Annotated in this window: 5 protein-coding genes; 3 read left to right on the top strand and 2 right to left on the bottom strand. The window is 69.1% G+C overall.

All coding sequences use genetic code 11. From position 1 onward, the window contains the following. Positions 1-106 precede the first annotated feature (106 nt). Positions 107-304 (bottom strand): hypothetical protein, encoded by a 198-nt coding sequence (locus AC1DU6_RS11955; protein WP_056202667.1) that lies wholly within the window; start codon positions 302-304, stop codon positions 107-109. A gap of 141 nt (positions 305-445) precedes the next feature. Between AC1DU6_RS11955 and AC1DU6_RS11950 the strand changes: the two genes are divergently transcribed. Both AC1DU6_RS11950 and AC1DU6_RS11945 read left to right on the top strand, forming a co-directional pair. Continuing rightward, a complete protein-coding gene (locus AC1DU6_RS11950) occupies positions 446-1,174 on the top strand; it encodes a response regulator (RefSeq protein WP_457325727.1) in 729 nt (242 codons plus the stop codon). Positions 1,175-1,274: 100 nt separating this feature from the next. Further along, entirely contained in the window at positions 1,275-4,433 is a 3,159-nt protein-coding gene (locus AC1DU6_RS11945; RefSeq protein ID WP_457442800.1) for a two-component regulator propeller domain-containing protein, read from the top strand. 12 nt (positions 4,434-4,445) lie between these two features. On the opposite strand, the gene AC1DU6_RS11940 is transcribed toward AC1DU6_RS11945, so the two are convergent. Further along, positions 4,446-4,958, bottom strand: a complete 513-nt coding sequence (locus AC1DU6_RS11940; RefSeq protein ID WP_056202681.1) for a response regulator — start codon at positions 4,956-4,958, stop codon at positions 4,446-4,448. Positions 4,959-5,183: 225 nt separating this feature from the next. Between AC1DU6_RS11940 and uvrA the strand changes: the two genes are divergently transcribed. Then, on the top strand, positions 5,184-9,478 hold a 4,295-nt coding region (uvrA, locus tag AC1DU6_RS11935; RefSeq protein WP_477857408.1), incomplete at its 3' end, for an excinuclease ABC subunit UvrA.

The raw sequence follows: 9,478 nt of genomic DNA, 5'->3' as shown, positions 1-9,478 counted from the left end.
CAGCTGGGCGTAGAAGGCCTCGGCGACGGTGGGCGCCAGGGGCATGAGCGGCGCGAAGCTGCTGCGGATCAGGTGGATTTGGTGCGGGGTCATGGCAGCCTYGGTGTCAATGGATGAGATAAGCGTCGGCGACGGGTGCGAACACGCACAGCAGTGGCAAGGCCATGATGAGGCGCTCGAGCAGGTTCCAGCGGGGCGAGGGCGCAGGGGCGTGTTCGAGGTCCTCGGCGAAGGCTTCGCTGCGGCAGCCGACGAGCATCGTTTCGGGCCAGTCGGTGGAGGGGTTGTCGCTGCGGTAGTGCATGAGGGTCTTCCGGTTGGTGTGTCGCCACTGTCGGCCGCGCCGGTTTCAAGCGCGCTTCACGTCGGCTCGACTGTGTTGCGTTTGTTTCAACACCACGCTGCCTTGCCCCGAGCAAGGCCGGCCTGCCTATCATTCGCCGCCATGCCAAACACCTCGCCCACCGTGCTGCTCGTCGACGACGAGCCTGAATTGCGTGCCCTGCTGGCCGAGTATTTCGGCCGCAACGGCTTCGAGGTCATGCAGGCCCAGGACGCTGCCGCGGCGCGCGCCCGCGTCGCCGAGCGTGTACCCGATGTGGCCGTGCTCGACATCAACATGCCGGGCGAGAACGGTCTGTCCCTGGCCCGCGCGCTGCGTGAAGCCCATCCGCGCCTGGCTGTGCTGATGCTGACTACGGCGGGCGAGGCCATCGACCGCATCGTCGGCCTGGAGGTGGGGGCGGACGATTACATCGCCAAGCCCTTTGAGCTGCGCGAACTGCTGGCCCGCGTGCGCGCCGTGCTGCGACGCCTGCAGGTGACGGCCGCGCCGGCACCTGTGCTCGCACCGAGCGATCCGGAGCGCGTTGCCTTTGGCCTGTGCGAACTCGACATGGCCCAGCGCAAGCTCTTTGGCGCGGTGGGCGAGGAGATCGACATCACGGCCGCCGAGTTCGACCTGCTGGCGCTGTTTGCCCGCCACCCCAATCGCCCGCTGAACCGCGACCAGATCATGGAGCAGGCCCACAACCGCGGCTGGGACGTGTTCGACCGCAGCATCGACCTGCGCGTCATGCGCCTGCGCCGCAAGGTGGAGCGCAACCCCGACAAGCCGGAGGTCATCAAGACCGTGCGCAACGTCGGCTACGTCTACGTGCCGGTGGCGGGCTGAGCGGGCGATTTCCCGGCGCCAGCCGCAGTTGCAACAAGTCCGCGGCCGCTGGTGTCGCAGTGGTTTTGTACCGTATCCTGACCGTCAGAGGACGCGCGAAATGCGCCGCTGCGCGCAAGCTGCAGCCGTGCATGCGCCTTGCGACGGCATGGGTCACTTTTTCTCGCTGATCAACAGATGGGCGCGCTTCGTCGCCCTGCTTGGGCTTGCGTTGGGCGGTGGCGCCCGGGCGGCAGACGAGCCCGCCCCGACGGCCTGGGCCGCCCGTTCGGATGCGGTGTTCCACCAGGTGCTGGTCGCGCCGATGTCCTTCACCGCGCTGGCCCAGGACGGCGAAGGCTTCCTCTGGATCGCCACGCAATCCGGGCTGTCCCGTTGGGATGGTTATCAGCTTCGCAGCTATGTCAGCGACATGGCTTCGTCCGGTGCCTTGCCCGACAGTTACGTGCAAGCGCTGCATGTCGATGACCAACGGCGTCTTTGGGTAGGCACCAGCGCCGGTGGCCTGGTGCGGTATGAGGCGCGCACCGACCGTTTCGTCGCCCCGTTGGCTGCCGGCGCGGCGCTGAGCCGCAAGAGCGTGCACGCCATGCTCGACGAGGGCAACGGCCTGCTGTGGGTCGGCACCGGTGCCGGTCTGGACCTGCTGGATACCAGCCGCGGTACGGTCCAGCGCCATGCGGTACTGGCCGGGACCAAAGGCCTGCCCGATGGCGCCGTGCTGGCGCTGCTGCGCGACTCGACGGGCGGCCTGTGGGTTGGCACCGACAAGGGCCTCTTCCGTCGCGGTGCCGGCAGCGATCGTTTCGTGCAGGTCGGGCTGCCGGCCGAAGAGCACGCGCCATTCGTCGCCAGGCTGCTGCTGGACAGCCAGCGGCGGGTCTGGGTTGGCACGCGTTCGTATGGCGTTTTCGTGATCGAGCCCGAGCCTGAGGCTGAGGCGGTGCCGTTGCATCGCCTGTTGCAGGCGGCTGGCGCCGACGCGACGGGGCTGGGCAACGCGCCGATCCGCGTGATGGCCGAGGCCGCGCCTGGTGACGTGTGGCTGGCCCCCGATGGGGGCGGCATCCTGCGCATCGACACCCGCCGCTGGGAGATGCGTCGCGTGCGGCACCGCTCGGACAGCGCGGCCAGCCTGCCCGACGACGACGTCGCCGCGATGTACCGCGATCGCAGCGGGCTGCTCTGGGTCGCCACCGACACGGGGCTCAGCCACCACGACGCGCGCCAGGTCACGGTCAGCACCTGGTTCGGCGGCCCCGGCGCAACGGCTGGCATCAGCCACCTCAACGTGCCTTGCGTGCTGCCCATGCCCGATGGCAGCGTCTGGCTCAGCACGGGCGACGGTGGCATCGACATCGTCAGGGCCGATCAGGGCCGCACAGCGGCATTGCGGCCCGACGCTGCCATACCGGCCACCGCGCTGCCGCCAGGCCGCGTGCTGAGCATGGTGCGCGCGCCCGACGGCGTGGTCTATCTCGGTACCCAGCGCGGGCTGTATCGCGCCACGGCCGATGGCCGAGCGGTGCAACGGCTGGCTATCCCCGGCCGGTCACCCACCGCGTCGGTGTGGGCCATGGCGATGCAGGACGGCCGGCTCTGGCTGGGCGGTCTCGACGGCCTGTGGGCGGTGGCCCCGGCCGATGGCCTGCAACTGGGCGTGCTGGCGCATGAGGACGGCAGCCGCCTGGACGAGCAGCGCGTCACCGCGCTGCTGGAGGGCCGGGACGGCGTGCTGTGGGTGGGCACGCGCACGGGCGTGTTGCGGCTGGACACGGCCACGATGGCACTGAGCCGGCTGGCGCCCGACGCGCCCGGCCGGGTGGGCTTTCCCGTTGGCTATGTCTCCTCCATGCTGCTGGACCGCCTTGGCCGCCTGTGGGTGGCCAGCTTCGGCGCCGGCGTGCGCGTGATGGAGGCCGCGCAGGCGCCGCAAGCCCAACCGCAGGTCAGGCGCATCACCCTGGCCGAAGGACTGCCGCACAACGGCGTCGATGCGCTGGTGCTGGCGCCGAACGGCGACGTCTGGGCCAGCACCGACGGCGGCATCGCCCACATCGCACAGGACAGCCTGCGCGTGCGCAGCCTGCGCGCGGCCGAGGGGGTGGGTATCCCCACCTACTGGACCAACGCGGGCGCGTCCAGTGCCGACGGCATGCTGCTGTTTGGCGGCATCGGCGGCTTGACCATCGTGGACCCGCGCCAGCCCGTGGCCCGCGCCGAACCGGCGCCGCTGGTGATCACTGAAGTGCGGCTGGGCGGTGTGCGGGCCGTGGTGCCACCGGCCTCGCCCGGCGACGAAGCCCTGACTCTCGAACCACAGCGACGCAGCCTGCTGGTCGAGTTCTCGGTGCTCGACTACGGCGCGCCTGAACGCAACCGCTACGAATACCGGTTGCCGGGTGTCGACGCCGATTGGGTCGCCACCGAGCCGAACCGGCGCATCGCCACCTACACCAATCTGCCGCCCGGCGACCATGTGCTGGAGCTGCGCGGCGCCGGCGCGCAGGGCGGGTGGTCCGAGGTGTTGCGGCTGCCGCTGCATGTGCGGCCGCGCTGGCACGAGATGCTGTGGTTTCGCGTCGGCCTGGGCGTGGCGGTGGCCGCGCTGCTCGTCGCGATGATGCAGGCGCGCACGCTGATCCTGCGGCGGCGCCAGCGCACGCTGGAGTTGCTGGTGGCCGAGCGCACGGTGGCGCTGGAGCAGCGCACGAGCGAGCTCCAGAGAAGCCAGCAGCAGCTGGAGCAACTCGCCTACTACGACGGCCTGACCGGGCTGGCCAACCGGCGCCTGTTCAACGACGACCTTCGCCACCTGATGGCCCAGGCGCAGCGCAACGGGCTGGGGCTGTACCTGCTGCTGATCGACCTTGACCATTTCAAGCAGATCAACGACACCCAGGGACACGACGCCGGCGACGCGGTGCTGAGGACGGTCAGCGCCTGCCTGGGGCTCGCCGTGCGGGAAGCGGATCGCACGGCCAGGCTGGGCGGCGACGAGTTCGCCGTGCTGCTGCCCGACACCATCGAGCCGGCTGCAGCGGAAGCGGTATGCCGCCGAATTGCCCAGGCGCTGGCCCAGGTGCTGCCTCAGGGGCAGTCATCGCTGACGCTGCCCAGCGCGAGCATCGGTGCCGCCTGCTATCCGCGCGACGCGCAGGATGTGGACGGGTTGTACAAGGCGGCCGACCTGGCGCTCTACGACGCCAAGCGTGCGGGGCGATCCCGCTGGCATTTGTATGCGGGGCCGCGGGTCTAGGCGCTGGGTCCGTCAGTTCGGCTCGGGCAACTGGAGCCAGCGCTGCAGCCGCGTGCGCAGTGCGACGAAGTCCAGCGGCTTGGTCAGGTGCTCGTCCATGCCGGCCTCGAGGCTGGCGGCCACGTCGGCATCCAGCGCATGGGCCGTCAGTGCCAGGATGGGGAATGCGGGCAGCTTGCCCTCGCGCTGCTGGGTGCGGATGCGGCGGGCACATTCCAGGCCGTCCATGCCGGGCATCTGGATATCCATCAGCACGAGATCCGGGGCGGACTCGGCACAGGCCGACAGGGCTTCGAGGCCGTTCCTGGCCAGGCGGGCCTGAACGCCCATCAGCGCGAGGAATTCCAGCGCGACGACCTGGTTGATGTGGTTGTCCTCGACGAGCAGGACCTGGGCTTGTCGTTGGCTCGGGGCGGTACCGCCCTCGTCGGGCTCCGGCGCGTCAACACCCGCACCGTCGGTGGCGGCATTGAGCCAGAAGGGAACCAGCACCTGCGCCGGCTCGGGCAACCTCGACTTGTCCATCCCCATGTCCTTGTGTCAGCTTGTTCTTTTCTTATGCGGCCCTCGAGGAGCCGTGAGCCATTGTTGCCTCAGCTGGCGCCGCAGCGCAACCGGATGCCCCATGAATGCAGTGCGACTTGGGCCGCTCATGTCGCCTGAAACGACCGCTCGTCGGTCGCGGGTGCTGACAGTTTTCGTCCATGCGTCTCCCTACACTGCTCGCCTTTGTCGTTTTGGCCCCCATCAATGTCTGACGGTCTGATCCGCATCCGAGGCGCTCGGCAGCACAACCTCAAGAATCTTGACCTCGATCTGCGCACAGCGGAGCTGACCGTCGTCACCGGGCCCAGCGGCTCGGGCAAGTCCAGCCTGGTGTTCGACACCCTCTATGCCGAGGGCCAGCGTCGCTACGTGGAGACCTTTTCCGCTTACGCCCGTCAGTTCCTGGACCGCATGGACCGCCCGGCGGTGGACAAGGTGGATGGCGTGCCGCCCGCCATCGCCATCGACCAGACCAACCCGGTGCGCACCAGCCGCTCCACGGTGGGCACCATGACGGAGCTGAATGACCACCTGAAGCTGCTTTTTGCGCGCGCGGCGGAGCTGTTTGACCGCAAGACGGCGCTGCCGGTCAGGCATGACACGGCCCAGAGCATTTATGTGGAACTGCTGGCTCGTGGCGAAGCAGCCGGGGACCCCAGGATGGTGCTCAGTTTTCCGGTGGAATTGCCCGGCAACACGAGCGCGGAGCAGGTGCAGCAGTGGCTGTCCGCCAGCGGGTTCACGCGGGTGCAGGGCGAGCGCGAGGTTGAGGGCAAGAAGGTGCTGGATGTGGTGGCCGATCGCTTCCGCATCCAGGGGGCCGACAAGCAGCGCGCGATGGAAGCCATCGAGCTGTGCTTGAAGCGCGGCGCGGGTCGGGTGAATGTTCACGTCGGTGACGACGGCGCCACACTCTGGCGGTTCTCGACCGGCCTTCACTGTCCCGAAAGCGACATCCGCTACGCCGACCCGCAGCCGGCGCTGTTCTCCTTCAACTCCGCTTTCGGCGCTTGCGACAGCTGCCGCGGCTTCGGCCGCGTCATCGGCGTCGATCTTGGCCTCGTCATTCCCGACGACCGCAAGACCCTGCGCAACGGCGCCATCAAGCCCATGCAGACGCCGGCCTGGAAGGACTGCCAGGAGGATCTGCTGAAGTACGCCGGCGAGGCCGGCATCCCGCGCGACACGCCGTGGAAGGATCTTTCCGCCGCTCACCGCGAATGGGTCATCAACGGCACGCCGAACTGGAACGGCAACTGGAACAAGCAGTGGTACGGGGTCAAGCGCTTCTTCGACTACCTGGAGAGCAAGGCCTACAAGATGCACATCCGCGTGCTCTTGTCCAAGTACCGCAGCTATACCGAGTGCCCTTCCTGCCGCGGCGCGCGGCTGAAGACCGAGGCGCTGCTGTGGCGTGTCGGTGCCAAGGAGCTGGCCGACGTGGCGCTGCCCGCGGAGCAACGCTTCCTGTCGGTCGGCGTGGATTGGAGTCGCCAGCAACTGGAGACGCTGCCGGGCCTGTCCCTGCACGACCTGATGCAGTTGCCCATCCAGCGCCTGCGCAACTTTGTCGATGGCCTGCAGCTGCCCAGCACGATGCTGGACGAAGCGCTGAAGCTGCTGCTCGACGAGATCCGCCACCGCAGCCGCTACCTGTGCGACGTGGGCCTGGGCTATCTGACGCTGGACCGCCAGAGCCGCACCCTCTCCGGCGGCGAAGTGCAGCGCATCAACCTGACGACGGCGCTGGGCACCTCGCTGGTCAACACGCTGTTCGTGCTGGACGAGCCCAGCATCGGCCTGCACCCGCGCGACATGGGCCGCATCGTGCAGGCCATGCAGCGCCTGCGCGATGCGGGTAACACGCTGGTCGTCGTCGAGCATGATCCGGCGGTGATGCTGGCGGCCGATCGCCTCATCGACATGGGCCCCGGCCCCGGCGAGCGCGGCGGGCAGATCGTCTACGACGGCACGCCCGACGACATCCGCTCGGCCGATACGCTGACCGGCGCCTACCTCGGCGGGCGCAAGCATGTCGGCATGGGGCTCAAGCGGCTGGTGGACGAATCGACGCCCAAGCTCATCCTCGAAGGCGTGCGCGAGCACAACCTGCGCGACGTGACAGTCGAGTTCCCGCTGCAGCGCCTCGTCGTCGTCACCGGCGTGAGCGGTTCGGGCAAGAGCACGCTGATGCAGGACGTGCTCTACCCGGCCCTGGCCCGCCAGTTCGGCAAGGCCACCGAGACGCCTGGCGCGCACGAGCGGCTGCTGGGTGGCGACTTTCTCGCCGACGCGGTGTTCGTGGACCAGTCGCCCATCGGCAAGACGGCGCGCTCCAACCCGGCCAGCTATGTCGGCGCCTTCGACGAGATCCGCAAGCTGTTTGCCGTCGCGCCGCTGGCCGTCGAGCGCAGCTACACGGCCGGCATGTTCAGCTTCAACGCCGGCGACGGCCGCTGCCCGACCTGCGGCGGCTCGGGCTTCGAGCACGTGGAGATGCAGTTCCTCAGCGATGTCTACCTGCGCTGCCCGGACTGCGACGGCAAGCGCTTCCGCGCCGAGATGCTGGACGTGAAGCTGGCGCTGAAGGATAGAGACCTCAGCGTGTCCGACGTGCTGGAGCTGACCGTCGCCGAGGCGGTGAACCTGTTCAGCGAGCACCGCGCCGTGCTGGCCAAGCTGCAGCCCATCGTCGACGTGGGCCTGGAATACGTGCGCCTGGGCCAGCCCGTGCCGACGTTGTCGGGCGGCGAGGCGCAGCGCCTGAAGCTTGCGGGTTTCCTGGCGGAGGCGGCGGCGTCGCCGCGTTTCGGCGTCGCCAAGAAGGGCACGCTGTTCCTGTTCGACGAGCCCACGACGGGCCTGCATTTCGACGACATCGCCAAGCTCATGCGCGCGTTGCGCAAGCTGCTCTCTGCCGGCCACTCGCTGATCATCATCGAGCACAACCTCGACGTCATCCGCGCGGCCGACTGGCTCATCGACCTCGGCCCCGAAGGCGGCGAGACCGGCGGCGAGGTCGTCTGCGTCGGCACACCCGAGGAGATCACCAAGCATGCGAGCTCGCACACCGCCGCCGCGCTGCGCGACTACGCGCTGCACATGGACCGCCCGGCCATGGCCGTGGAAGAAGGCCGCGCGCTGCAGTCCATCATCCGCGGCCGCCGCCAGGCCGATGAGGCCATCAAGATCGTCAATGCCCGCGAGCACAACCTCAAGGGCCTGAGCGTCGACATCCCGCGCGGCAAGTTCAATGTCGTGACGGGTGTGTCCGGCTCCGGCAAGTCCACGCTGGCCTTCGACATCCTGTTCAACGAAGGCCAGCGCCGTTACCTCGAATCGCTGAACGCCTACGCCCGCAGCATCGTGCAGCCGGCCGGCCGGCCCGAGGTGGACGCGGTGTGGGGCATCCCGCCCACTGTCGCTATCGAACAGCGCCTGTCCCGCGGCGGCCGCAAGAGCACGGTCGCGACGACGACCGAGGTCTGGCACTTCCTGCGCCTGCTCTACGTGAAGCTGGGCGTGCAGCATTGCATCAACGACGGCGCGCCGGTGCGGCCGCAGAGCGTCGAGTCCATCGCCGCGCAGCTGATGCGCGACTATCGCGGCCAGCATGTGGGCCTGCTGGCGCCGCTGGTGGTGGCGCGCAAGGGCGTCTACACCGACCTCGCCAAATGGGCCAAGGGCCGCGGCCACACGCATCTGCGCGTCGACGGCGAGTTTCTGCCCACGTCGCCGTGGCCGCGCATCGACCGCTTCAAGGAGCACACGCTGGAGCTGCCGGTCGGCGACCTCGTCATCGAGCCCGCACGCGAGGCCGAGCTGCGCGAGTTGCTGGCCAAGGCGCTGGACGTCGGCAAAGGCGTGCTGCACCTGCTGGCGCCGCTGGACGGCCTCAGCGTGGAAGAAGGCTCGACCGGCGCTGGCGTCGGCACGGTCAAGGTCTTCTCCACCAAGCGTGCCTGCCCGGTCTGCGGCACCAGCTACCCCGAGCTGGACCCGCGCCTGTTTTCGTACAACTCCAAGCACGGCTGGTGCAAGGGCTGCGTCGGCACGGGCCTGGCGCTGACACGCGAGCAGCGCAAGGAACTCGACGACAGCGTCCAGTCCGACGACAACCGCGGCCGCGAGCAGAGCTTTCCGTCCGAGGAGGCCGAGGTCGAAGGCCTGACGGACGCGGTCTGCCCGGACTGCCATGGCACGCGGCTGAACCCGACCGCACGCTCGGTCGAGTTCGAGCACAAGGGCATCGGCGACGTCGCCGCCTGGAGCGTCGGCGAGGCGCACAGCTGGGTGAAGGGCCTGCACCTGCATGGCCGCGACGCCGACATCGCCCGCGACGTGGTCAGCGAAATCCTCGGCCGGCTGGAGTTCCTGCAGGAGGTGGGCCTGGGCTATCTGACGCTGGACCGCGCGGCGCCCACCTTGTCGGGCGGCGAGGCGCAGCGCATCCGCCTGGCGGCACAGCTGGGCAGCAACCTGCAGGGCGTCTGCTACGT

The organism is Roseateles sp. P5_B10 (genome assembly GCF_056400485.1).
This window is presented reverse-complemented; position numbering and strand designations above follow the sequence as displayed.